Genomic DNA, 22008 nt, shown 5'->3' on the forward strand with positions numbered 1-22008 from the left:
GACAACCGCACCGCCAAATCCGGCACCCCCACCAAACCCGCCTCCAGCCCCGCCCCCGCCTTCCACACCCCACGCACCGCATCCGTCCGCGCCAACACCCCCGCCACCGCACCACACGGCGCGAAGTCGAGGATCCGGCCGCTCTGTTCGGGATCGGCCCGGCGCAGCCGGGGGAAGAAGGCCGCGGCGTTCTCGCGCGGGCCGTCGATCGGGGCGAGCCACGTCTCGGGCTGCTGGATCGGGTCCTTCCAGTCGTCCCGCGGGTCGACCAGGAGCACCGCGCGACGCTTCTTGCAGTAGGCCAGCGCGGCCGAGAGCAGCCCCGGCTCGATGTCGCCGTTCTCCCGCTTGTGCGGCGGGATGCAGAGCAGGTTGAAGAGGTCCGCGTGGTCGAGGGCGTACAGGCCGGTGTGGTCGGCCTCGCCGTGCTGCGGCAGGAAGTCCGCCGCGGTCAGCGCCGCTCCGTCGCTCACGGCGGCGAGCGCGTCGTCGACGGCCTTGCGCAGGGCCTGTTCCGCGGCGTCCAGCACGTCCTTGGTGACCGTCCCCTGCTGGTAGCCGGCCCGCGCCCTGCCGACGTCCGCCTCGGCCTTGCCCAGCCGGTCCTGGTCCGCGGACGGTGTGCCGCCGGGCAGGTTCCCGTCGACCCTGACCAGTGCGGACTGCGCCGCCAGCACACTGACGACGTTGCGGGCGTTCTGCCCGGTGGAGAGGTTGTGGAAGGTCTCGGTGCGCCCACCCGGGGCCGACTCCCGGACGGTCAGGTTGAACAGCGAGTCCTTGGGCACCTTCAGCTCGTCGGCGACCTGCTGGTCGGTGGCGTTCTTGTCGACCACCGCCCGGAGGGAGACGCCCCAGGTGCCGGGGTCGACCGCGACCAGGGGCAGCCCGCCGACCCCGAACCGCGCGGGCGTCGTCGTGCTGTCGGCCAGCCGGACGACGACCGCCTGACCGCCGCCGTTGGCGAAGAAGTCCTGCACGGCGTAGCCGAGGGTGCTGTCGCGCCAGAGCCCGCCGAACCGCCGGGCGAACTCCTCGAAGCCGAAGACGACGACGGGCTCGTGCACCGGCCCGCGCGAAGCCCGCCCGACGAACGCGGTCACCGACGTGGCGACGCCGGTGATGGTGCGCACTCCGCTCGGGATCTCCTCGACGTACACCCCGGGATACTTCAGCTCGGCAGTCATGACCGCCCCCTCTCGCAGCAGAGGGTCGTACGGTCACAGACTTCACGTCACCGGGGTGTCACCGCGCCGTCACCACTGACCGCGACATGGGTGCCGCCCCGCTCAAACCACTCGATCAGTCGATTCCCACCGGCGGAGGACGCCGGAGAGCCGAGGACGTCGGACGCCGAGAACGCCGGAGAGCCGAGGACACCAGCAGCCCGGGGACGCCGACGATCTGCCTGCGGCAGCCCGGAACGAGACCGGACGGTGGCCGGACGGTGCCGGACGAGGCCGGAGGGTCGCCGGCTGCGGGCCTGCGGCACCCGCTCAGCGGTCCGCCCGCGGCCGCTCCGGCGAACGCGCCACGGGCACGCCACCCGGCACGCCGGTCCCGCCCGCGCCCGACGGGGTCACCGCACCCGGCGGGGTCACCGCACCCGGCGGGGTCACCGCACCCGCCTGGGACAACGCGCCCGCCAGCGGCGCCGCTCCCGCCTGCCGGTGCCCCGCGTCCTCCGCGCCGTCCAGCAGGGCCCGCAGCAGCGGCGACGGCCCCACCCCGAGCTCGCGCAGCAGGATCGCCCGGCACGCCTCGGACTGCCGCCGGGCCTCCCCGAGGTTGCCCTCCGCCAGGTGGACGGCGATCACCGCCCGGTGCGCGCTCTCCCTGATCGGATCGAGGTGCAGGACGCTCAGCGCCGCCTCCAGCGCCGCGGCGTGCCGCCCCTGCCCGAGCAGCTGCGCGGACACCTCCTCCAGGGCGTGCAGCTGGAGCTGGCGCAGCCGTTCGCGCTCCACCAGCACCCAGTCCTCGTACCACCCCGGCAGCAGGTCGCCCACCAGCGGCACCGTCCGGGCGTCCAGGGGGCCGGCCGGACCCTGCCCGTCGAGCGCCTGCCGGGCACTGCGCAGCCAGGTGCGGACGTCGACGTCCACCCCGGCGGCGAGCGACAGCTGGCCGCCGCGACGCTCCACGATCGCCGGCCCGGTGCTCCGGACCCGCCAGAGGGTGGTCCGCAGCCGCCCGCCCGCCTGCCGCTCGGGCGCCTCCGGCCAGAGGATCCCGCCGGCCTGCCCCCGGGTGGTGGTCACGCGCAGTGCCAGCAGCGCGATGAGGCGTTGGCTGTTCAGCGGCAGCACCAGCCGCTCGGCCCCGGACCGCAGCTCGAACCCGTCGAACAGCCGGAGTTCCCAGTGGTCCTGCGGCTTCTCCATGGGCCCGCCCTCGCACTCGCCTCGGTCGCGGCTTCACCTGCGCTGCCGCCATCCTCCACCGGGATCCGCACCGTTCGGACACCACTTCCGCCCCCGCCGGGCGTCCCGGCCGCCGACTCAACCCTTTCGGGTGACGGCGCACACGCCGGCCGTCCCGTCCGCGCCTCCCACGTCCCGCCCGGTGCCCGCACCGGGCGGGACGTGGGAGGCTACGCAGGCACCGCCCGCCCCCGCCAGGAGTACCCGCCGTGAACCGCCCGCCGAACCAGTCACCGGACCACGCGCCGACCCGCCCGACGGAGCACCCGCCCGGACAGGTGCCCGGGCGCCTGCCGGACCGCCCGCGCGCCGCCCTCGGGATCGACGCCCAGGCGTCCGGGCACCCCGCGGGGATCCTCGACGCCGCCGAGCGGGCCGAACTCCGGGGCATGGACCGGCTGGTGGTCGCCGAGACCGCCTACGACCCGTTCCTCCAGCTGGCCCGCGCCGCCGACCGGACCAGCACGATCGAGCTGGCCACCGGCATCGCGGTCGCCTTCGCCCGCACCCCGATGACGCTGGCCTACCAGGCCTGGGGCCTGCACGCGGCCTCCGGAGGGCGCGCCGTCATCGGCCTCGGCTCGCAGGTCAAGCCGCACGTCGAGAAGCGCTTCGGGATGCCCTGGGACCGCCCGGCCGCCCGGATGCGCGAGTACGTCCACGCGGTGCGGGCGATCTGGCACAGCTGGCAGACCGGTGAACGGCTGCGCTTCCGCGGTGACTTCTACACGCACACCGTGATGACCCCGGTGTTCTCCCCCGACCCGGTCCCCTCCGGCCCGCCCCGCATCCTGCTGGCAGGCGTCGGCCCGCTCATGACCCGCACCGCCGGGGCGGTGGCCGACGGGTTCCTCAGCCACCCGTTCACCTCGGTCGCCTACCTCACCGAACAGGTGCTGCCCGGCCTGACCGAGGCCCGGGCCGACGCCGAGGCGCAGGGCGCCGCCTGGACCGACCGCCCCTTCGAGATCACCGCCAACGTGCTCACCGCCACCGGCCGGACGGAGGAGGAGCTGAACGCCAACCTGGCCGCCGTGCGCGAGCGGCTGGCCTTCTACGCCTCCACGCCCGCCTACCGCCCCGTGCTGGCCCGGCACGGCTGGGAGGACCTCCAGGAGCAGCTGCACCACCTGTCGGTACGGGGCCGGTGGCAGGAGATGGCCGCGCTGGTCGACGACGAGGTGCTGGACGCCTTCGCGGTCACCGGCCCGGTGGACGAGGTCGCCCGCGAGATCCACCGCCGGTACGCCGGCCTGGTCACCCGCATCTCCGTCAGCCTCCCGGAGGACGCCGACCCGGGCCTCGGCCTGGACGTCCTCGCCGCGGTCCGCGCCCTGGACCGGCCCCGCGGTCGGCCGTGACGGCGGGGCCGGCGTCACGGCCGACCGCGGGGCCGCCGAGGAGGCGGCCACCGGACCGACAGCCCGTCACCATGCCCGTGTCACCGGCCTCCAGGGCCCCGACTAGGCTGTGACGGTGAGTCTTCATGTGGTTGTGGGATACGGGCCCGCGGGGGCGGCCACCGCTCGGCTGCTGGCCGAGCAGGGGCATTCGGTACGTGTTGTCACCAGGTCGGGACGGGCGCCGGAGCCCGGCATCGAGCACGTGGCACTGGACGCGGCGGACGCCGGCCGGCTGATCGAGGCCGCGGTCGGCGCCGCCGCGATCTACAGCTGCGGTGCGCCGCCCCTCCACCGCTGGACGGCCGAGTGGCCGGCGCTGGCCTCCGCGGTCTGCGCGGCGGCGGAGGCGAGCGGGGCCGTCCTGGTCGGTCTGGGCAACCTCTACGGCTACGGCCCGGTGGACGGGCCCATCACCGAGGACCTGCCGCTCGCGGCGGCCGGCCCGAAGGGGCGGGTCCGGGCCGCGGTCTGGGAGCAGGCTCGGACGCTGCACGAGGAGGGCCGCATCAGGGCGGTCGAGGTCCGCGCCTCGGACTTCTTCGGCCCCGGCGTGACCGACGGCGGTCACCTCTCCTCACGGGTCGTGCCGCGCCTGCTGAACGGCAAGTCCGTCACGGTCCTCGGCGACCCGGACACGCCGCACAGCTGGACGTACCTTCCGGACGTGGCCCGGGCGTTGGTCGAGGTCGCAGGTGAGGAACGGGCCTGGGGGCGGGCCTGGCACGTGCCCACGGTCCCCCCGCTGTCGTGCCGGGAGATGGTCGACGGGCTGGCCACGGAGGCGAAGACGGGACCGGTCGCGGTACGGCGGCTGTCGCCGGCCGTCCTGGGCCTCGCCTCGCTGTTCTCTCCCCTGCTCCGCGAGCTGCGGGAGGTCCGTTACCAGTTCGACCGGCCGTTCGTGATGGACTCGTCCGCCTACGAGTCCGCCTTCACCGTGCGCGCCACCCCGCTCGGGGAGCAGTTCGGGGCGACGGTCGCGTGGTGGCGCGGGCGGACGTCCGCCGCGACGACGGGCGCATGAGCCGGGGGCGGGGGCGAAAACGGGGGCCGGGGCTGCGGGCGCCCGCCCCCGCTCGTCGCCGACGAGACGGCCCGGCAGCGATGTGAGACGTTGGACCGGGGGCAACCCGTAGAGGAGCAGCCCATGTCGTCGAAGCGACGCCGGAAGAAGAAGAGCCGCCGGAACCACCGGGCCAATCACGGCAAGCGGCCTCAGTGCTGAACGTGACGGCGGGCCTGGCGCCTGACGCCGGGCCCGCCGTCACGCCGATGAGGATCTGCGAAACCGACACGATTCGTCGGCCTGCGGTGACGCGGAACCTCCGAGGGGTCGGTTCCCGCCCGAAACAAGATCACTTCCCGGCCTGCCGGGCCCACGCGGACCACGCCGCCGAGGGCACCGCGGCCATCAGCGCCGCGGCCCCCGGCGGGACTTGCGATTAGCTGTCGACGGCGTCGGTCACCCGCTTGCAGCCGTCCAGGTCTGCGATGCGTGCCTCCAATGCGGCGCGCATGCCCGCGGCTCCGGAGGTGCCGAGCGCCAGGCGCAGCGGAGGATTGGGGCTGTCGACCGCGGTCCGGATGCCTGCGGCGATCCGCGCCGCGGAGGAGAACGCGGATGCCGGCAACTCTCCGATGCCTTTCTGAACCTCGCGGACGGTCCGGTCGTAGTCGGCCAGGCCGTCCGCGACATCGAGGTTGGCCAGGAAGGGGGTCGCGGTCAGCCCGGGCTGGATGATCGTGACCTTGATGCCGAGCGGTGCGACCTCGGCCGCCAGCGCGTCCGACAGCCCCTCGACCGCGTGCTTGGTCGCGGCCAGCAGCCCCACGCCCGGGTGGGCGGACTGCCCGTAGACGGACGAGCCCTGGAGGATGTGCCCGGATCGCTGGGCGCGGAGCACCGGCAACGTCGCGCGGAGCACGTTGAGCACCCCGAAGACGTTGGTGTCGAACACGGCGCGGACCTGCGCGTCGGAGGCCTCCTCGACGGCTCCGAACAGTCCGTAGCCGGCGTTGTTGGCCACCACGTCGATACGGCCGAACCGTGCGAGCGTGCGCTCCACCGCTTCCCGGACGGCCTGCTCGTCACGCACGTCCGCCTGGATGAGGAGCAGGCGCTCGCCGTGCACTTCGGTCAGTTCGCCCAGGGAAGCGGTGTCGCGGGCGAGCGCCGCGACGACGTCGCCACTCTCCAGCGCCTGGAGCGTCAGTTCGCGGCCGATGCCGGACGTCGCGCCGGTGATCAGCCATGTGCGGGGGTGGGTCTGCTGAGTGGATGTTCCGTTCATGTTGCGAACGTAATGAGTTAGAGCGCAACGAGTCAAGCCAGATGGCGCCCCAGGTTGCCCGTTAGACGGATTAGTGCCTCTTCCTGCTGATGTAGGGTGAGGGCATGAGCAGTGCGACAGCCGGATCTCCCAAACTCAGCCCGCGCGCCGTCACACCGGCGGTGGAGACCGTGCTCGCGTTCGTGAACACGCGCGCGGACGGGTCCGGTCGGCGGGAGGCGTTCGGGGATGGGCACTCGTTCGCGGCGTGGCTGGCGGAGTACGACGAGTTCGGCGGCGAAACCGTGGCGACCGACGCTGATGCCGCGGCCGCGCGCGAGCTGCGCGATGCCCTGGTGACCGTGCTGCTCGCGCACTCGGGCGACGAGGAGAGCCTGGGCGAGCCGCTGCAGCGTGCCGAGCGGCACCTGCGGCGCGCGGGGTCGCTCTACCCTCTGGCGACGGTGGTCACGGCCGGTGGCGTCGAGCTGGCGTCGCAGCAGGCGGGGGTGGAGCGCGTGTTCGGAACCGTACTGGCTGCGGTGACGACCTTCGCCCAGAGCAGCGACTGGGGGCGCATCAAGGCGTGCCGGAACCCCCCGTGCCATTTCGGCTTCTTCGACCGCACCCGCAACGGGGGAGGGCTGTACTGCAGTCCCGGCTGCGGCTCCCAGGTGTCCATGCGCAACTACCGCCGGCGGCAGCGCCAGGAGAGTCGGACGCCGCCCCAGGCGTGAGGCCGCGCCGCCATCACGGAGCCTTCCGCGGCGGCAGCACCGAGGACGTCGTCGACGAGCCCAGGGGGCCTGACGGCGATCGTGCGAGTTTCTTCAGTGAGCCCCACCGCCCGCCGCCGCCCCGGCCCTGCCCCGCCCCCCGGCCCGTTCCCCCCGTTCCCCGTTCCGTTATCCGTCCTGGACGAGTGCCGCGCCGGGCTGCTCCCCGCCTCGCCCCCGCCGGAGGGCGGCGACGGCGCTCCGGGCTCCCTGGACCTCGGCTGCCGCTGCGCGGCGTCAGGAGGCCCGGGTGTGGTGGTCCAGCAAGCGGGTGAGCAGCTGCACGAGCTGGTCACATTCGGCCGGGCTCAGCGGCGCGAGCAGTTCATCGTGGAGGTCGTCCAGGACCTTGTCGAGGCCGGGCAGGCGGCGGCGGCCCAGGGCGGAGATCGTGATGATGTTGCGTCGCCGGTCATCGGGATCCGGCACCCGCTCGACGAGGCCACGATCGGCCAGTTCGTTGAGCACTCCGACCAGGTCGCTGCGGTAGATGCCGGTGCGCCGGCTCAGCTCCGCCTGGCTGCCCGGCCCGTACTCCTGCAGCGAGGCCAGCACGGCGTAGTGCCACTTGCGGACGTCGACCCGGGCCAGCCCTTCGTTGATCAGCCGGTCCGACCGCACGGTCAGCTGCGACAACAGCCGGCTCACCCGTCGACGCAGCCTGTCCGGCGTACTGCGCGCGCCGTCGTCGGGCATCTCCACGGCTTCGGCTCTGCTCATGGCGCCCATCCTAGTCATTGCGTTAGTCGGACTAACGATGTACGTTCACGCATGCTGAAAACGTTAGTGCGACAAACGTTTTTGGCAGTCTCCGAGGAAGGAAGAACCGCTATTCCCACCAAGACGTTGCAGATTCCCACCACGGACGGCCAGGCCGACGCCTTCGCCGCCTTCCCCGACCACGGCGGCCGGCACCCGGGGGTGCTGATGTACGCGGACGCCTTCGGCCTCCGGCCCGCCCTGCGGGAGATGGCCCGCGAACTGGCCGGACACGGGTACTACGTACTCGTCCCCAACTTCTTCTACCGGCACGGCCCGGCACCGCTGATCGAGCTTCCCGCGCACATCGGAGAGGAGGCCCGGTCCTCGGCCGTCACCCGGCTGATGCCCCTGATCAAGGCGCACACCGCCGAACGCACCCTGAGCGACGCCGACGCCTACCTCGGGTTCCTCGCCGCCCAGCCCGAGGTCGGCCCCGGACCGGTCGCGGTGACCGGCTACTGCATCGGCGGCCTCCTGGCGATGCGCACCGCCGTGGCCAACCCCGGTCGGGTGGCGGCCGTCGCCGCGTTCCACGGCCCCGTGGGCGCCGACGGGCCCGACAGCCTGCACCGCCTCACCGCCGAGGCCCACTTCGGCCACGCCGAGACGGACCTCACGCCCGAGGCCCTCGGCGAGCTCAACCGGGCCCTGGATGTCGCAGGTGTCGGCTACACCTCCGAGATCTACCCCGGCACCGTCCACGGCTTCACCATGTCCGACACGGACGCCTTCAACCCCTCCGCACTGCGGCTTCACTGGGACCGTCTGCTCCCCCTCCTCGGCCGCACCCTGGCCGAGGACTGAGGCTGCGGCCCGGGAATCCACGACCGGGCGCGGGCAGCTCCGGGCGCGGGCAGCTCCGGACGCGGGCCGGCGCGCACCGGCGCCCGGAGCCCCGCCCCGGGAGGCGTTCGCCGGGCACCCGGCGCCCGCCCCGCGGGCCGGCCGCGGAGGAGGTGGCACCCGGAACGGCCCTCGAAACGGCCCTGGAGACAGCCGAGGCCCCCGGAGTAGGATCGTCCGCATCCGGATCAGCAGCGGGTTGGAGCATCCGATGACCGGTGACAAGGAACGGGAGAGGCCCGCAGGCCCCCTGTCCGAGATGAGGGAAGGCGCGCCCGACGACCTGTTCGCGGGCCGGTCGACGAGAGCCGCCGACAGACCGGAGCCCGGAGCGGCCTACGGTGGCGATGACGACCTCTACGGGAGCCTGGCGGCGGTCGCCCCGGACGAGGACGACGGCGAGAACAGCGGGTAGCACCGCGACACCGGGCACCGGCCCCCGCTCCTCGCCGGCCTGCGCCGGGCCGCCCTGCCCCATCCTGCACGGCCGTGCACGGCGCGGCCCGGACGCGGGCAGGGCAGTAGTGCGCCCGGACGGACACGCACCCGCACCCGCCGCGCGCACCGCCGAACGCCGTTGCGAGGCGATCGACGGCCCCGAGGCCGGGAGTGCAACCGGTCGGCCCGTGATCACGTCCTAAGATCACACAATGTTGCGCCGACCCAGCCGGGCCGGCGCGCGCCCCGGGGGTACGCAGGTCCGGACACCCCCGGTCACGTGCCGGTCCCGCCCGGGGGCCGCCGTCCGGCTCCGCGGGCCGGACGACACACTGGTCGGAGAGTTCTCACCGTGCAACCGCCGTCCCCTCGCCCTCGCGCTCTCCTGACGGGCGCCGCCGCGCTCGTCCTGGCCACCTCGCTGGCCGCCTGTAGCGGCGGCGACGACGGCAGAGGCGACGTGGCAAAGGGTGCCGAAACCACCAACAGCCCGGCCGCCGCCGGCGCGGCGTCCGGCACTCCCGGCGCGCCCGCGGCCCCGGCCGGCGGCAAGGTCGCCATGCCCACCGGTCCGGCCACGACGTTCACCAAGGCCAGGGACACCACCGCCGGGCCGATCACCGTGACCACCCTGACCGGCGCGAAGTCCGGCGTCTCGGGAAAGGTCTGGGTCTGGCTGCCGCCCGAGTACAACGACCCCAAGTACGCGAAGACCGGATTCCCGGTGATCATCCTCTACTCGGGCGGCCAGAGCGCGGGCTACAACACCTACACGGACAACCAGTTGCCCATCCAGGCGGCCGACGTGGAGATGACGAAGGCCGGCAAGGCCCATCCGTTCATCATGATCATGCCTGTGCAGAACCTGGACCCCGACGAGCACAAGGCGCTGGAGTGCAGTGACATCCCCGGCCAGCCCAAGATGGGCACCTGGATGGCGGAGGATATTCCCGCCTTCGTCCGGGCCAACTTCCGGACCCTGAAGAGCCGGGACGGCTGGGGCGTGATGGGCGCGTCCACCGGCGCCTTCTGCAGCGCCAAGCTCGCCCTCCAGCACCCCGAGACGTTCAAGGTCGCCGTACCGGTCGACGGCTACTGGGCCCCCGACTCACCGCTCTGGAAGGGCCACGAGACCGAACGCCAGGCCAACAGCCCGAACGCCATGGTCTCGCAGGGCAAGGCCGACGTGCGGATGCTCGCCACCGCGGCCGGCGGCACCCCGCCGGAGGTCAAGCTGGTCAAGGACTGGGTCGCCAAGGCCGCCCCGCCGCTCAAGATCGACTACTACGAGCAGCCCGGCGGTCAGCACCTCACCTCGGACTTCAAGAAGATGATCCCGAACACCCTGGAGTGGCTCACCCAGAACATGGCCGGACCCACCTCCGACTGACGGCCGATCACCGCCGCAGCATTGTCCGGCAGTTGGCATGACTGAAACAGCTTCTGGCCGGGCATAACGACGGTAGCCCGCCAGCGGGCCCGGCTGCAGCTCCCCCACGAGCGCAACCGGGCCCCGGCCGGCGACCGGGCCTGGACGTGACTCCCCCCACGGAGTGGCATCCAGGCCCGCATGGTGTTCAACCAGCGACACGCAGCGTACATGCCACATCCACGTAACGCTACCGTGCAGCATTCGCCGGCCCGACTCGGAGGCGGACGACCCCCGACGCGGACCGCGACAGGCCTCGTCCGCCTGCCGGACGGGAACCCCACGCGGCAGGCGGACGAGGCCTCGCCGCGGGCGGACGGGAACTCCAAGCCGCAGCCGGGCCAGGCCCCAAACGGCAGGCGGACGAAGGCCCCGCCGCGGGCGGACCGGGAGGACGGGGCCACCGCGCGGGCGGCGCCGCGCCGCGCCGCGGCCTCAGCGGACCGTCGGCCGCTCCACCGGGGCGTGCCAGTCGGGCACATCGGCGCCCGGCGCGGTGAAGGTGGAGAAGTCCGTGGTGCTCTTGAAGGCCTTCTGCCGGTACAGGTCACGGGCGTAGGCCCACAGGTGGGGGTAGACGGCGAGACCGGGGTTGACGGCGCGGTCGTGGTTGGTCCTGGCGTCGTAGCGGACCAGCGTCACCCACAGCCGCACGTCCGCCTCGGTCAGCCGGTCGCCCAGCAGGTAGCGGCGGGTCGCCAGCCGTCCGTCGAGCTCCGCGAAGGTCTCCAGCAGCGTGGCACGGGCCGCGAGCGCGGCCTCACCGGTGCCCGCCGCGGCGCCCGCACCGTGGTTGACGGCCGGGCCCAGCCGGGCGTCGAGCGCGTCGATCTCGGCCCGCAGGTCCTCCGGGTAGGTGTCGGCGCCGTTGCCCCACCGGCCGAACTGCGTCGCCAGGTCGATGCCCAGGGTGGTGAAGTCGTTGCTCACGACCCGGCCGCTCCGACGGTCCCAGAGTGTCGGCACCGAGACGTGCCCGTCGAAACCCGGCTCGGTCCGCTCGTACGCCTCGCGGAGCAGGGCGAAGCCGTTGACCGGGTCCGGCCCGTGGGTCTCCCGGAAGGCCCAGCCCCGGGCGTCGCGCCTGCCGTCGACGTACGAGACCGAGACGACGTCCTCCAGCCCGTTCAGCGCCACCTGGAGGGTGACCCGCTGCGCCCAGGGGCAGAACCAGCCCGCGTAGACGTGGTAGCGACCGGGCTCGGCCCGGAAGCCACTGCTTCCGTCGGCGGTGATCCGCCCGGTGAAGCGGTAGAGCGGACGCTCGTCGCCGGGAGCCCGGGTGATCCGGTACTCCCCGTGGACGGTGGTGTCGGCCGGGCCGGCGTACTGCACGTTCTGACTCACATCGAACTCCTCGGACGGGATCGAACGGTGCGATTGCGGTGCTCCGGTGCCGCACCACCGGACGCGGGTCCGCACGGGCGGACGCGGAGCAGCCGGCGCGAACGGGAGCGGAGCCGGTACGGGCAGGCGGGAGCGGAGCCGTCGGCCGGCCGGTGGGCCTCCGGCCGGCCGACTGTTAGGCCGACGGGCCGCGGTCAGGCGCCGCGCCCACCGCCGGGGACGCGCAGGCCCAGGAAGGTGACCTTCCGGCGCAGCCGGAACCCCAGCGACTCGTAGAGCCGGATCGCCGTGGCGTTGCCGGCGGAGGTGTGCAGGAACGGCGTGTCGCCGCGCTCACGGATCCCGGCCGCGACCGCCAGGACGAGCCGCGATCCGAGCCCCTGACCACGGTGGGACTCGGCCGTGCAGACTGCGCTGATCTCGGTCCAACCCGGCGGACGCAGGCGTTCCCCGGCCATCGCGACCAGCACGCCGCCACGCCGGATGCCCAGGTAGCCACCGAGTTCGACGGTGCGGGGCAGGAACGGGCCCGGCCGGGCGTGTTCCACCAGGGCCAGCATCTCGGGCACGTCGGCGGGGCCCAGCCGGACGGCCTCCTCGTCGGGCGCGGCCTGGACACCGTCGTCCACCAGCTGGACGCCCGGCGCCTGCATGAGGACCTCCCAGTCGGCCGGCAGCGCACTCAGGGAGCCGGTGGCACCGAGGACGGTGCCCGGCCCGCAGAGCGCCGCCACGTTCCGCCAGGCCTCCCGGTCGGGCCGGTCCGGGAGGGCCACGAACGGCGAGACGTCGGCCGGGTAGCGCAGGACGTCTCCGCGCCGCTCGGCGAAGTGGGCGTGCGGGCCGAGCAGCGCGGCACGGACCGGATTATCCAGGGGGTGCGGGGGCGCGGAGCCGTCCTCGGCACTGGTACTGGCGCTGTCGGGAGTGCCGTCTTCGGCGCCGTCGGTGGCACTGCCAGTGGCGCTGTCAGTGGCGCTGTCGGCGGCACTGTCCGCAGTGAGCACGGGCTGTTGGGGCATGCGAAACCGTTCCTCGATCTCGATCTTCTCGGTGCCATGGGCCGCGACGCCGCCGACCTCGGCCGGAACCGGCCACGACGGGGCGGGCCGCCGGGCACACCCGGGGGCACGAGGGCCCCGGAGGCGGGATCGCCAGGCCCGGCGGGAACGCGTGACGGAGTAGGTGCGGGCCGTTACGGGCGACAGAGGCCGGTCGGAGAACCAACCCCGTCGATCCAACGGCGACGCACCAGACGGGAACCACCGGCCCCGGCACCGACGGCCGCACGGAGGGCACCGGACGAGGGGCGGAACGCCGCGCGCGACAGCGACGGGCGCCCGAAGACCACCCGTCCGTCCCGCAGTTGGCGTACGTGCATCGCCCGTCCGTTTCGCATCCGGCAACCGTGACTGTCCACAGTACCGCTCCGCGGGCCCGATTCCAGAGGCGATCGCGGATCACCGCTCCCGGACCCACCGATCCCGGCCCACCGCCGTGCCACGCGGCGGGCCACGCGGCGGGCCCGGGCCGATGCTGCGCCCTGTGTCAGGCCGACTCGATGCGTTCGACGATCAGCTCGCACAGCTCGTGGGTCCGCAGCGCGTCGCGGGCGTCGAGGGTCCGGCCGGCGCGGACGGCGTCCAGGAAGGCGAGGACGATCTGCTCGATGCCCCGCTGCCGGGCGACGGGGACCCAGTCGCCGCGGCGGCGGACGGTGGGCTGGCCCCGGTGGTCGATCACCTCGGCGAGGTTGTGGACCTCCCGCTTGGAGTCCGCCCCGGAGACTTCGAGGATCTCCTCGGTGGAACCCGAGACCCGGTTCATGACGCCCAGCGCCGTGAAACCCTCCCCGGCCAGGGTGAGGACGACGTGCTCGACCAGGCCGTCACGGGTGCGGGAGCGGACGTCGACGTGGTCGATCTCGCCGGGGACGAGGAAGCGCAGGGTGTCCACGACGTGGATGAAGTCGTCGAAGACGAGGGTGCGGGCCGCCTCCGGGAGGCCCTCGCGGTTCTTCTTCAGGATGATCAGGTCCCGCGGGCGCTCCTTCGCCTGGACGTAGGCGGGGGCGTGGCGGCGGTTGAAACCGACGCTCAGGGAGCGGCCGGTCTTCTCGGCCAGGTCGACCAGGCGGCGGGCGCCGTCCACGGTGTAGTCGAGCGGCTTGTCCACGTAGACGTCGACGCCGGCGGTCAGCAGCTGTTCCACGATGGGGACGTGCTGGTCGGTGGCGGCGTGGACGAACGCGGCCCGGATGCCGCTGTCGATCAGAGCGCCGAGGTCGGTGAACCGGTCCGCGGGGGCGATCCGGTGCGTGTCGCCGAGGCGGTCGAGCTTGGCCCGGTCCCGGGTCATCAGCCGCAGGTCCAGGCCCGGCAGCGCGGTGAGGACCGGCAGGTACGCCTTCTGCGCGATGTCGCCCAGGCCGATCACACCCACCGGGAGCGCGGCATCGCGAACGTCGGTCTCACTCATGGCATCTCCTGTCGTACGGACGATCATCAGCCCGCCCAACCCTATGCGTCACGCGCACCGGGCGACCGGCCCCGCAGCGACCCCGGCCGCACACCGCGCACGGCCCGCCCGGGCGCGGGGGCGATGGCGGGCCGCGCCGGCAGAAGGACGACGGGGAGCGGGCGCGGGGCGGGCGCGAGGCGGGCGCGGTTCGGGCGCGAGGGGCGGCCCTGAGGACGGCCCCGGGGACGGCAGAGGGCCGGTGGAAGGCCGATGGAAAGCTGATGGAAGGTCGGTGGAAGGCTGGTGGAGAGACCGTGGGAGGCCGGTAGGAGGCTGAACCGGTCGTGCACTCCGGCCCGTCCTCTCCTGGAGAACCGTCCACACGTCCGGTCCCCGTACAGGAGTCGTCCCGCCACCATGTCCACCCAGGCCCCAGCTCTTCGCCGCCCGGAAGCCACCGTCCACCGGAGGCCCCCGGTGCCGTTGCCCACCGCCCGCCGGAGAACCCGCCGGTCGGAGGCCCGGCCTGCTGTGGGGAGCGGCCGATGAAGGGCTTCGGCGGATCCCGGCGGAGGGTCTGGACGGGCGCGCTCGCCGGGGTGGTGACCGCCGCCCTGGTCGCCGGCCTGCTCTGGTGGCACCCGTGGACCCCGGCCGCGACCGGCCGGCAGAAGCCGATGGAGTTCACCACGGCCGGCGGTGGCTCCCCCCGCTTCGGCACCGGCGAGAAGCTCTACCGCTACAAGGTGCGCGCCGAGAAGGGGATCAAGGAGACTCCCGACCAGTTCGCCGCCGAGGTCGACGCGGTCCTCGGCAACGTCCGGCTCGGCTGGGCCGCGGACGGCACCCGGTCCTTCCAGCGCATGCCCGCCGACCCGGTGGACTTCACCGTCTACCTGGCCACCCCGGAGACCACCGACCGGATATGCGGCCAGTACGGGCTGGACACGGGCGGCTGGGTGAACTGCGGCGTAGGCCACCAGGTGGTCATCAACCTCAAGCGCTGGAACGAGCTCACGGAGTTCTACAGCGGCCGGCCCGAGCTGTACCACGCGCTCGCCGTCAACCACGAGGTCGGCCACGTCCTCGGCCTCGGGCACGTCGACTGCCCCGGTCCGGGCCTGCCGGCGCCCGTGATGATGCAGCAGATCAAGGGGCTGCACGGCTGCGTGCCGAACGGCTGGCCGTACTCCGAGACCGGTGCCCTCCTCACCGGTCCCGCCGTCGAGGCCGCCACCCCCGCTCCGTAGCCGCGCAGACGGGCCGGCCGCCGTTCACGTGGCGGCGACCGGCCCGGGCGGGTCCGGGCCGGGCCAGCTGGCTGACTGGCTGGCTGGCTGGCTGGGGTCAGTCCAGGCCGCGTGCGTGCCGCAGGCGGTCGGCGAGCGTGTCCGGCGCGATGATCGGGTCCGGGTAGTCGGGGCGGTCGGCGAGCAGCCAGGGCCGGTGCACGGCCCGGCCCTGCACGTGGCGGAGCTCGGGTACCCAACGTCGTACGTACGCGCCGTCCGGGTCGTAACGGTCGGCCTGGAGCAGCGGGTTGAGGACCCGGTTCGGGCGGGTGTCCGTCCCGGTACCGGCCACCCACTGCCAGTTGAGCTGGTTGTTCGCCACGTCACCGTCCACCAGCAGGCTCAGGAAGTGCCGCGCGCCGATCCGCCAGTCCAGGTGGAGCGACTTGGCGAGGAAACAGGCCGTCAGGAGCCGCGCCCGGTTGTGCATCCAGCCCTCGTGCGCGAGCTGCCGCATGCCGGCGTCGACGATCGGGTAGCCGGTGCGCCCCTGCCGCCAGGCCTCGGCCTCACGCTCGTCGTGCTGCCAGTGGTCGTGCCGGGTGCGGTAGTCCCGGTGCGCGGCGTCGGGCCGGGCGGCGAGCACCTGGTGGTGGAAGTCCCGCCAGGCGAGCTGCCGGACGAAGGCCTCCGCGCCCTCACCGCCGCGCTCCAGCGCGCGCACCACCAGCTCGGTGGCCGACAGGCACCCGAAGTGCAGGTACGGCGAGAGCCGGGAGGTGCCGTCGTCCGCGAGCGCGTCGTGCACGTCCGCGTAGGCGTCGACGTCCCACTTGCGCCAACGTGCCCGGCCGGCCGTCTCCCCGCCGGGCGGCAGCGCGGGCGACGCCGCACTGGCGGTCGGCAGGTCCTCGCCGCGCACCGCCGGCGGGGAGCCCAGCGACCGGGGGGCGGGCAACACGGCCCGACGGGGCACACGCTGCCAGGCCCGGTGGTACGGGGTGAAGACGGCGTAGTGGTCCTTTCCGGCCGGCGTCACCCGGCCTGCCGGGACCACCGTCAGCACGGCGTCATGGACGTGCAACCGGTCGCCGAGCCGCGCCCGCAGGCCGACCTCACGCCGCTGGGCGAAAGCGCTGACCCCGGCGCCGACGTGCACGCTCACCGCGCCGGTCTCCTCGGCCAGCCGGGCGGTCTGCTCGGCGGCGTCGCCGTGCCGTACGACCAGCCGGGAGCCGATCCGGCGCAGCGAGGCGTCCAGGTCGGCGAGGCAGTCGGCGAGGAAGGCCTGACGGTTGGGGGTGCTGAAGCCCGCGGCCTCGACGGCGGGGTCGAGCACGAACACCGGTACGACCTGGTCGGCGGCGGCACGGGCGGCGTACAGGACGGGGTTGTCGTGCAGGCGGAGGTCCTGGGTGAACAGGGCGACGGAGACGGTCATCGGCGGTGCCTCGGGCTGGTCGGGTGGGTGGGCTGATTGGTCGGGTCAGTGAGTGGGTGGGTGGGTGGGTGGTCGAGTGGGCGTCGTCTCGGCGGCTCGGTGACCGCCTCGGGTATCCGCCGGTGCGGGCCGCGTGCCGCCACGGTGGCAACGGTCCACCGCTGCGGCGGGCCAGTAGCCATGTCATCAGGAGTGGGCCGGGCAGGTACACCCGACCGCTCGGCGTGTCGGCGGCGGGTCGCAGCGGGCGGCACGGCAGGCGGCGCGTCTCACGCGCGCGGTCGTATGGTCACTCCGCTGTCGGCGCGTGGAGCCGCGTTGATGGTGGACGCGGCGGCCTCTGTGGACGCGAGGGCGGGTGTGGGCACGCGGGCGGGCGCGGGTACGAGACCCCCTTGGCGGCTCGGGCCGGCTGAGCGGCCTGTCATGCGGTCTACAGGTTCCGTTCGGAGCCATGCACCCTGCGGATTGGACCGGAGGGCGGCGGATCACCGTCCGCCGGCCACCGGCCGCTTGGTCTCGCTGGCCGGAGAGGCGCGCCGCGCTCGACGCGGCAGGACGGGAGGGAGCGGCGGGGCGGGAGGGAGCGGCAGGAGGCTCGACCGGGGTCCGCTCTCAGGCAGTGCCCGGACTCAGGCGGTGGCCGAACTCAGGCGGTGGCCGAACTCAGGCGGTGGCCGCGGCGGCCTCGGCGAGGGCGTCCAGGACCGGGCGGATCAGCGGGTGGCCGTCCGCGCCGGCTCGGACCGCTGCAAAGACCCTGCGAGTGGCGAGTGCGCTGTCCACCCGCCGGACCGCGACCCGGGCGAGGTCCACGCCCAGCAGCGCGGAGCGCGGCACCAACGCGACCCCGGCGCCGGCCGAGGCGAGCGCGACGACGGCGCGGAAGTCGTCCGAGGAGTGCACCAGGCGCGGCTGGAACCCGGCGTACTCGCAGGCCAGCAGCACCACGTCGTGGCAGGGGTTGCCGGGGTAGGGGCCGATCCACGGCTCGTCGGCGAGGTCGGCCACGGCGATCGGTCCCTCGGCGGCGGCCAGCGGGTGGGCGAGCGGAAGCACCGCCTCGAACGGCTCCGCGTACAGCGGCACCCGGGTGAGCCTGGCGTCGTCGGCACGCGGGGCGCCCCGGTACTCGACGGCCACCGCGAGGTCGGCACGCCCGTCCAGGACCATCGGGAGGCTGGCGTCCCCTTCCGCGTCCAGCACCTTGAGGTGGACGCCTGGCGCGCGGACGGCGAGGGCTCCGATGGCGGGGGCGAGGACGAGGGAGATGCCGGTCGCGAACGAGGCGACGGTGACCTCGCCGGAGACGCCCGCGGAATAGGCGGCGAGGTCCGCCTCGGCGCGCTCCAGCTGGGCGAGGACGGCGTCGGCATGGCCGAGCAGGATCTCGCCGGCCGCGGTGAGCCGGACGCCCCGGCCCTCGCGGGCGAGCAGGTGGTGGCCGGTCTCCTGCTCCAGTGCGGCCAGCTGCTGGGAGACGGCTGAGGGGGTGAGGTAGAGGGCGGCCGCCGCAGCGGTCACGGTGCGGTGGTCCGCCACGGCCCGCAGGGTCCGAAGCCGTCGTGCGTCGATCACACGCCAATTCTGCCAGCGCCGCGGGGCGCTCCGGAGCGGGGTGGCGGGGGCGCTGGAGCGAGGGCGGCGGAGTAGGAAGTCGGATCGGCCGACTTCCTATCTCCGTGAGCCCTGCGGCTTCAGCGCTCACGGCTCGTCGGCGGCGGTCGCCACGCTCCCCCTGGATCCCGCACGACGTCGCGCGCGGGGAGAGGGAGAGGGAGAGGGAGAACCTGGGGAGCCGAAGAGGGAGAGGGAGAAGGTCGGGAGACGAGGCACCGGCGCGAGCCGGGCCGTGCGCTTTGCAAAGCCGTGCAGCTATTTGCAAAGCGCTGAGCGAGGCGAGAGCAGGCGAGAGCAGGGGCGCATCTGGGCGCCGAGTGACGACCCGCAGCCAGGGGAAACGATTCGCCGCGCACTCCTCGCGCTTTGCAAAGTCACCTGTTTGCAAAGCGCCGGGACGGACGGGAGGGAGGGCACGGACAGTGCGAGCGGCACGGAGGGGACGGGAATGGCATGAACGGCCAGAGAGCGTGCGCGCCAAAATCGCCACGAGCAGCATCCCCGGGCCTGCCAGAAACCGTACGAACGCCCGACGTGCGGCAACGGCCGGAATCGCGGCGCGGCAGGAGGTACGGGGAAGGCGAGCGGCGCGGGGAAGGGGTGACGCGCAGGACCTACCGCGAAGGGTCCGCGGTCGGGAAGGCGGTCCGCGGTCGGGAGTGGGAAGTCGGGCAGGCCGACTTCCCACTCCCGGGCGGGAGGGTGGGGCAGATGGTCTTCGATGGCACGGCGGCCGGGCGCCACGCTTCCGGCCGTCGGCCGGCCGGGCCGCCCGGGAGCTCCGGGACGGGGTTGGTGCCGTGCGGTGGGGGCCGGCCGGGCCGGCCCCCACCGCACGGCGGCTTGGGAGCCCGTGGCGCGTCCGGTCCGAGCGGACGCGCCACGGGCGGTCGGGCGAGGAGCTGCGCGAGGAGCCGAACAACGCTTCCCGGGCCCCCGGCCGCTCCCCGGCACCCGGCACCAGGCACCGGGCTGCACCCCGGCACCAGGGGCGGCGCCACGGGGTCACTCCCCCGCGAGCCGCGCCGGAGGGGCTACTCCCCCAGGGCCGCGCGGGCGTCGACGAAAGCGGCGACGGCGCGCTCGACGTCCTCGGTGGAGTGCGCCGCGGAGAGCTGAACCCGGATCCGGGCCTGGCCGTGCGGGACGACCGGGAACGAGAACCCGATCACGTACACCCCGCGCTCCAGCAGCAGCTCGGCGAGCCGGCCGGCCTTGGCGGCGTCGCCGATCATCACCGGGGCGATCGGGTGGTCGCCGGGCAGGATCTCGAAGCCGGCCTCGGTCATCTTCGACCGGAACAGCGCCGTGTTGGCGGCCAGCCGCTCGCGCAGCTCGGTCGACTGCTCGACCAGGTCGAGCACCTTCAGCGAGGCCGCCGCGATCACCGGGGCGAGCGAGTTGGAGAACAGGTACGGCCGCGAGCGCTGGCGCAGCAGGGCGACGATCTCGCGGCGGGCCGCGACGTAGCCGCCGGAGGCGCCGCCGAGGGCCTTGCCGAGGGTGCCGGTGATGATGTCGACGCGGTCCATCACGCCGTGCAGTTCGGGGGTGCCGCGCCCGTTCGGGCCGACGAAGCCGACGGCGTGCGAGTCGTCGACCATCACCATGGCGTCGTACCGGTCGGCGAGGTCGCAGATCTCGCGCAGCGGGGCGACGTAGCCGTCCATGGAGAAGACGCCGTCGGTGACGATGAGGCGGCGGCGGGCGTCCTGGGTGTCCTGGAGCTGCTTCTCCAGGTCGGCCAGGTCGCGGTTGGCGTAGCGGTGGCGGCGGGCCTTGCAGAGGCGGATGCCGTCGATGATGCTCGCGTGGTTGAGCGCGTCCGAGATGACCGCGTCACGCTCGTCGAGCAGGGTCTCGAAGACGCCGCCGTTGGCGTCGAAGCAGGAGGAGTAGAGGATCGTGTCCTCCTGGCCGAGGAACGCGGAGAGGCGGTCCTCGAGCTCCTTGTGGACGTCCTGGGTGCCGCAGATGAAGCGGACCGAGGCCATGCCGTAGCCCCAGCGGTCGAGGGCGTCCTTGGCGGCGGTGAGCACCTCGGGGTGGTCGGCCAGGCCGAGGTAGTTGTTGGCGCAGAAGTTGAGCACCTCACCGGGGCGTCCGCCGCCGGTGACGGTGACGGCGGCGCTCTGCGGGGTGCCGATCACCCGCTCGGGCTTGAAGAGGCCGGCCTCGCGGATCTCGTCGAGGGTGGCGGCGAGGTCGTCGCGCACGTTGTCGAACACAGCAGACTCCTAGTCGGCGGGGAGGCTCAGGCGGTCCAGTCGAGAATGATCTTGCCGCAGCGGCCGCTGGCCGCGTCGTCGAATGCGGCCTCGAAGTCGGAGGCGGCGTAGCGGCCGGTGATGACGGGGCTGAGGTCGAGGCCGCCCTCCAGCAGGACGGACATCGCGTACCAGGTCTCGAACATCTCGCGGCCGTAGATGCCCTTGATGGTGATCATCGAGGTGACCACGGAGGCCCAGTCGACGGGGAACTGCTCGGCGGGCAGCCCGAGCATGGCGATCTTCCCGCCGTGCGTCATGTTGGCGATCATCGACTGGAGCGCCTCGGGGCGGCCGGACATCTCCAGGCCGACGTCGAAGCCCTCGCGCAGGCCGAGCTTCTGCTGGCCCTCCTCGATGGTGTGCTCGGCGACGTTCAGGGCGAGCGTGACGCCGACCTCGCGGGCCAGGTCGAGCCGGTACGGGGAGACGTCGGTGATCATCACGTTGCGGGCGCCGGCGTGCTTGGCGACGGCGGCGGCCATGATGCCGATCGGGCCGGCACCGGTGATCAGCACGTCCTCGCCGACGAGCGGGAAGGAGAGCGCGGTGTGCACGGCGTTGCCGAAGGGGTCGAAGATCGCGGCGACGTCGAGGTCGACGGGGACGCGGTGCACCCAGACGTTGGAGGCGGGCAGCGCGACGTACTCGGCGAAGGCGCCGTCGCGGCCGACGCCGAGGCCGATGGTGTTGCGGCAGAGGTGGCGGCGGCCGGCCAGGCAGTTGCGGCACTTGCCGCAGACCAGGTGGCCCTCGCCGCTGACCAGGTCGCCGACCGAGATGTCCGCGACGGCCGCGCCGATCTCGGCGACCTCGCCGACGAACTCGTGACCGAGGACGAGCGGGGTGCGGATGGTCTGCTGCGCCCAGCCGTCCCAGTTACGGATGTGCAGGTCGGTGCCGCAGATGCCGGTGCGCAGCACCTTGATCAGCACCTCGCCGGGGCCGATGGCAGGCTTCGGGACGTCCATCAGCCAGAGTCCGGGCTCGGCCTTCTGCTTGACGAGTGCCTTCACTGCGGCGGCTCCTGACGCGCGAGGGGGCGGCCTGGTGTGGGCAGGCCGGCGGGGCCCGGCGGGGTGGCGGCTGCCGCCTCCTTCTCACCGGGCACGGAGCAATCTGCCTGGTGGGAGGGGGTGCGGTCCATCGAGGAATTCTTAAGGGCCGCCACAGCTGGGCTAAACGATCGTGCCCGAGCAGCGGCGGGCGGCCATCGCGGCGTGCCGGTGGCCACCCGTTCGGCGCAGCACGGGGTGTGCGGACCGGCCGGGCGACTGCGGGGCCGTCGGCGGGGGCG

17 protein-coding genes and 1 pseudogene are annotated in these 22008 nt (G+C 73.7%); 7 read left to right on the forward strand and 11 right to left on the reverse strand.

The window, feature by feature from the left end; genetic code table 11:
- Together J5Y04_RS34345 and J5Y04_RS34350 are read right to left on the reverse strand one after the other, a co-directional pair.
- Positions 1 to 1187 (reverse strand): annotated as a pseudogene (locus J5Y04_RS34345) (hypothetical protein); the annotation flags it as partial.
- A 309-nt stretch (positions 1188 to 1496) separates the two neighbouring features.
- The gene (locus J5Y04_RS34350; RefSeq protein WP_209416460.1) at positions 1497 to 2384 is read right to left on the reverse strand and encodes a BTAD domain-containing putative transcriptional regulator; all 888 of its coding nucleotides are present in this window, start codon (positions 2382 to 2384) and stop codon (positions 1497 to 1499) included.
- A 248-nt stretch (positions 2385 to 2632) separates the two neighbouring features.
- Here J5Y04_RS34350 and J5Y04_RS34355 point away from each other — a divergent pair, with 248 nt between their 5' ends.
- Both J5Y04_RS34355 and J5Y04_RS34360 read left to right on the forward strand, forming a co-directional pair.
- Entirely contained in the window at positions 2633 to 3784 is a 1152-nt protein-coding gene (locus J5Y04_RS34355; RefSeq protein WP_307853449.1) for a TIGR03617 family F420-dependent LLM class oxidoreductase, read from the forward strand.
- Between the two features lie 115 nt (positions 3785 to 3899).
- On the forward strand, positions 3900 to 4850 hold the full coding sequence (locus J5Y04_RS34360) for an NAD-dependent epimerase/dehydratase family protein (protein ID WP_209416461.1): 951 nt from the start codon (positions 3900 to 3902) through the stop codon (positions 4848 to 4850).
- A 418-nt stretch (positions 4851 to 5268) separates the two neighbouring features.
- Here J5Y04_RS34360 and J5Y04_RS34365 read toward each other — a convergent pair whose 3' ends face one another.
- Positions 5269 to 6117, reverse strand: coding sequence for an SDR family NAD(P)-dependent oxidoreductase (locus J5Y04_RS34365; protein ID WP_209416462.1), 849 nt, complete (start codon positions 6115 to 6117; stop codon positions 5269 to 5271).
- 104 nt (positions 6118 to 6221) lie between these two features.
- Between J5Y04_RS34365 and J5Y04_RS34370 the strand changes: the two genes are divergently transcribed.
- A complete protein-coding gene (locus J5Y04_RS34370; RefSeq protein WP_209416463.1) occupies positions 6222 to 6833 on the forward strand; it encodes a CGNR zinc finger domain-containing protein in 612 nt (203 codons plus the stop codon).
- Positions 6834 to 7109: 276 nt separating this feature from the next.
- Here the strand turns inward: J5Y04_RS34370 and J5Y04_RS34375 are convergent, their stop codons facing one another.
- Positions 7110 to 7592 (reverse strand): MarR family winged helix-turn-helix transcriptional regulator, encoded by a 483-nt coding sequence (locus tag J5Y04_RS34375; RefSeq protein WP_209416464.1) that lies wholly within the window; start codon positions 7590 to 7592, stop codon positions 7110 to 7112.
- Between the two features lie 111 nt (positions 7593 to 7703).
- On the opposite strand from J5Y04_RS34375, the gene J5Y04_RS34380 reads away from it, so the two are divergent.
- The 3 genes from J5Y04_RS34380 to J5Y04_RS34390 all read left to right on the forward strand — a co-directional run bounded on the left by J5Y04_RS34380 (position 7704) and on the right by J5Y04_RS34390 (position 10305).
- Positions 7704 to 8438 carry a dienelactone hydrolase family protein gene (locus J5Y04_RS34380; protein ID WP_209416519.1) on the forward strand — a complete coding sequence of 245 codons (735 nt, stop codon included), beginning with the start codon at positions 7704 to 7706 and terminating at the stop codon, positions 8436 to 8438.
- Between the two features lie 250 nt (positions 8439 to 8688).
- Positions 8689 to 8892, forward strand: a complete 204-nt coding sequence (locus J5Y04_RS34385) for a hypothetical protein (RefSeq protein WP_209416465.1) — start codon at positions 8689 to 8691, stop codon at positions 8890 to 8892.
- Positions 8893 to 9267: 375 nt separating this feature from the next.
- On the forward strand, positions 9268 to 10305 hold the full coding sequence (locus tag J5Y04_RS34390; protein WP_209416466.1) for an esterase family protein: 1038 nt from the start codon (positions 9268 to 9270) through the stop codon (positions 10303 to 10305).
- 474 nt (positions 10306 to 10779) lie between these two features.
- Here J5Y04_RS34390 and J5Y04_RS34395 read toward each other — a convergent pair whose 3' ends face one another.
- The 3 genes from J5Y04_RS34395 to J5Y04_RS34405 form a co-directional block, all read right to left on the reverse strand.
- A complete protein-coding gene (locus tag J5Y04_RS34395) occupies positions 10780 to 11691 on the reverse strand; it encodes a glutathione S-transferase C-terminal domain-containing protein (protein WP_209416467.1) in 912 nt (303 codons plus the stop codon).
- 194 nt (positions 11692 to 11885) lie between these two features.
- Positions 11886 to 12713, reverse strand: coding sequence for a GNAT family N-acetyltransferase (locus tag J5Y04_RS34400; RefSeq protein WP_209416468.1), 828 nt, complete (start codon positions 12711 to 12713; stop codon positions 11886 to 11888).
- Positions 12714 to 13239: 526 nt separating this feature from the next.
- On the reverse strand, positions 13240 to 14169 hold the full coding sequence (locus J5Y04_RS34405) for a Gfo/Idh/MocA family protein (protein WP_209416469.1): 930 nt from the start codon (positions 14167 to 14169) through the stop codon (positions 13240 to 13242).
- Between the two features lie 527 nt (positions 14170 to 14696).
- Between J5Y04_RS34405 and J5Y04_RS34410 the strand changes: the two genes are divergently transcribed.
- Positions 14697 to 15401, forward strand: coding sequence for a DUF3152 domain-containing protein (locus J5Y04_RS34410; protein WP_209416470.1), 705 nt, complete (start codon positions 14697 to 14699; stop codon positions 15399 to 15401).
- Positions 15402 to 15498: 97 nt separating this feature from the next.
- On the opposite strand, the gene J5Y04_RS34415 is transcribed toward J5Y04_RS34410, so the two are convergent.
- From J5Y04_RS34415 to tdh, 4 genes are all read right to left on the reverse strand, one after another.
- Positions 15499 to 16824, reverse strand: a complete 1326-nt coding sequence (locus J5Y04_RS34415; protein WP_209416471.1) for a deoxyribodipyrimidine photo-lyase — start codon at positions 16822 to 16824, stop codon at positions 15499 to 15501.
- 666 nt (positions 16825 to 17490) lie between these two features.
- Entirely contained in the window at positions 17491 to 18402 is a 912-nt protein-coding gene (locus tag J5Y04_RS34420; RefSeq protein WP_209416472.1) for a LysR family transcriptional regulator, read from the reverse strand.
- Between the two features lie 1076 nt (positions 18403 to 19478).
- Complete coding sequence (locus J5Y04_RS34425; RefSeq protein WP_209416473.1) at positions 19479 to 20672, reverse strand: glycine C-acetyltransferase; 1194 nt, start codon at positions 20670 to 20672, stop codon at positions 19479 to 19481.
- Between the two features lie 26 nt (positions 20673 to 20698).
- A complete protein-coding gene (gene tdh / locus J5Y04_RS34430) occupies positions 20699 to 21727 on the reverse strand; it encodes an L-threonine 3-dehydrogenase (RefSeq protein WP_148646069.1) in 1029 nt (342 codons plus the stop codon).
- Positions 21728 to 22008: the final 281 nt, after the last annotated feature.

Origin of the sequence: Kitasatospora sp. RG8 (assembly GCF_017813315.1) — a bacterium.
In the GTDB taxonomy this organism is placed as follows: Bacteria; Actinomycetota; Actinomycetes; order Streptomycetales; family Streptomycetaceae; genus Kitasatospora.

Coding starts and splice junctions, on each gene's coding strand:
- J5Y04_RS34350 (WP_209416460.1), bottom strand. CDS start 2,384: ATGGAGAAGCCGCAGGACCACTGGGAACTCCGGCTGTTCGACGGGTTC.
- J5Y04_RS34365 (WP_209416462.1), bottom strand. CDS start 6,117: ATGAACGGAACATCCACTCAGCAGACCCACCCCCGCACATGGCTGATC.
- J5Y04_RS34370 (WP_209416463.1), top strand. CDS start 6,222: ATGAGCAGTGCGACAGCCGGATCTCCCAAACTCAGCCCGCGCGCCGTC.
- J5Y04_RS34375 (WP_209416464.1), bottom strand. CDS start 7,592: ATGAGCAGAGCCGAAGCCGTGGAGATGCCCGACGACGGCGCGCGCAGT.
- J5Y04_RS34385 (WP_209416465.1), top strand. CDS start 8,689: ATGACCGGTGACAAGGAACGGGAGAGGCCCGCAGGCCCCCTGTCCGAG.
- J5Y04_RS34400 (WP_209416468.1), bottom strand. CDS start 12,713: ATGCCCCAACAGCCCGTGCTCACTGCGGACAGTGCCGCCGACAGCGCC.
- J5Y04_RS34405 (WP_209416469.1), bottom strand. CDS start 14,169: ATGAGTGAGACCGACGTTCGCGATGCCGCGCTCCCGGTGGGTGTGATC.
- J5Y04_RS34410 (WP_209416470.1), top strand. CDS start 14,697: ATGAAGGGCTTCGGCGGATCCCGGCGGAGGGTCTGGACGGGCGCGCTC.
- J5Y04_RS34415 (WP_209416471.1), bottom strand. CDS start 16,824: ATGACCGTCTCCGTCGCCCTGTTCACCCAGGACCTCCGCCTGCACGAC.